The sequence below is a fragment of the Endozoicomonas sp. SESOKO2 genome, from assembly GCF_024606245.1.
Lineage (GTDB): Bacteria > Pseudomonadota > Gammaproteobacteria > Pseudomonadales > Endozoicomonadaceae > Endozoicomonas_A.
Map to the genome: position 1 here is coordinate 1 of NZ_JAHHPQ010000057.1, position 2009 is coordinate 2009.

Consider the following 2009-nt stretch of genomic DNA (forward strand, 5'->3'; position numbering starts at 1 on the left):
TTTCACGACATCCCAGACACCATCAGTCAGTTTGATGTGAACCACTGAAACACCGTGGGCGTTGATTTCTTTGCGAACTTCTTCAGCAGGACGCTGACCATTGAATTGGGTAGCCCCTGAGGGATGCAGTCTCGTCTGATCGATAAACTCATGGTTTATACACAGCAGGCCTTCAGTGCTGCTGCCCTCAAGCGGGAAGAAGTGCATACCGTCATGCATCATGCCGGTAGCATTCGCCTGATCGGTAGAACTGTTTGTACCATCTTCTTTCCAATCTTCCGCCAGATCATTCAGCGGCGTTCCCCATGGCGCCAGAACCTGAGCGGAGTAGCCAGCAGGTACAGAGACAGCATCGGTTTTGGAGCCGGAAATAGAGTCAAAGCCGAGGGAGAGATCTGATGAAACAACATCATCGGAGTCATCGTTACAGCCGGTTAAACCAAAACTGGCCAGCGCAGTAAATGCTGCCAGCGCACCGCCACGTTTTAAAACACCCCGACGAGTTAATTCTTTTTCCAGCACTGCCGAGATTGGTCGATTATCACTGGAGTTGTATACCGTTGGATCAAAAGTATGTTTGCTCATGTCATCTCTACTCGTTCAAGCCAGCTTTATTTTTTGTTTAATATCCTCTAAAGCAGGCTCATTAAACGACACAAGCATTACAGTAAAATGTATGCAATATTACAGAATTAAAATAATCCTCTGACTTAAATGATGGCGCTGGAAGACTTGAGACAAAAAGTACATAAAAAAATACCCGTGGGATGAAACCCGCGGGTATTTTTTTATCAGGCGTCGCTAAAGCCAAACTTATTCAGCTTCAACGAATACCTTGATGGTCGCTGCAACGTCGGTGTGCAACTGGATGGCGATGTCGTATTCACCAGTAGCGCGGATAGGACCTTCGCCCATGCGAATTTCGCTCTTGGCTACTGCAACGCCAGCGCCAGTAATGGCTTCAGCCAGATCACGTGAACCGATAGAACCGAACAGTTTGCCTTCGTCGCCCGCTTTGGCGGTCAGGGTCAGTTCGATTTCAGCCATTTCAGCTGCACGCTTTTCAGCAGCAGCCAGCTTTTCGTTAGCAGCCTTTTCCAGCTCGGCACGACGAGCTTCAAAAGCTTCAACATTTTCCTTAGTAGCAGGCACAGCCTTGCTGAAAGGAATCAGAAAGTTACGACCGTAACCGGCTTTAACGGTTACCTTGTCGCCCAGGTTGCCAAGGTTGGCAACTCTCTCAAGCAGGATAACGTCCATCGCTAGCCTCTTACCTTATACCTAGTGCCTGTCAGCCCTGAATCTGCTGATTCACGCGGTTGCGAAAATCAAACAGACTGTCAAGACAAGCAGTCAAAACAATAACCGGGTATGCCAGTTGCGTAAGGGTGATCAACAGCATATATAAGCCAATCAACCAGAAGCTGCCCCGTTGGCGCAGTTTTACCAGCCCGTGGACCAGTGCCAAACCTGCGATAAACAGTGGCAACGATGCGATGGGTACCAGGGCAGTCAACATGGGTGACAATGCCGACCCCATCAAAGTTATGATCAGAAGACCTACCCCAACAGCTGCGGGCAACCGCACCTTGCGGAATTCTTCACCGAATCCACCAGGGTTGAACAGATCGGCCTGCCAGGAACGCGCCAGCATCAGAGCCAGGACACAAAACAGTATGTGCACCCAGGCCAGAGCACCCGCGACGCCGTATTCCAGAATCTGTCTCAGATGATCACCCAGTTGCAGAGTCTCTTCGCTGCCACTGCTCTGGAGACTCTTTTTCAAAAACTCCATCACAGTGTCAGTCATGGCACTGATCATCTGGGGTGATATCTGGTACATGGCAAAAGCCACGAGGCCTCCCAGCGGCACAACGGCCAGCAAGGTTTTCGGCCATGAGACAGTCTGGCGCAGGACACAAGCCAGCAACGACGTGGTTACCAGCCCAATCAATACGCTGTACTGACCAAAGGCGGCCCAGGCTATTCCGGGCAACAGAGCCCATATC

General features: G+C 50.5%; 3 protein-coding genes. All 3 read right to left on the reverse strand.

Going from position 1 to position 2009, the window contains the following annotated elements; genetic code table 11:
- A partial coding sequence (locus KDK17_RS01420) for a PhoX family phosphatase (RefSeq protein WP_257287178.1) occupies positions 1–585 on the reverse strand: 585 nt, incomplete at its 3' end.
- Between the two features lie 228 nt (positions 586–813).
- Entirely contained in the window at positions 814–1260 is a 447-nt protein-coding gene (rplI, locus tag KDK17_RS01425; RefSeq protein ID WP_257274636.1) for a 50S ribosomal protein L9, read from the reverse strand.
- 31 nt (positions 1261–1291) lie between these two features.
- Positions 1292–2009, reverse strand: a 718-nt coding sequence (locus KDK17_RS01430; protein WP_257287179.1) for a hypothetical protein, incomplete at its 5' end; no start/stop codon positions are given.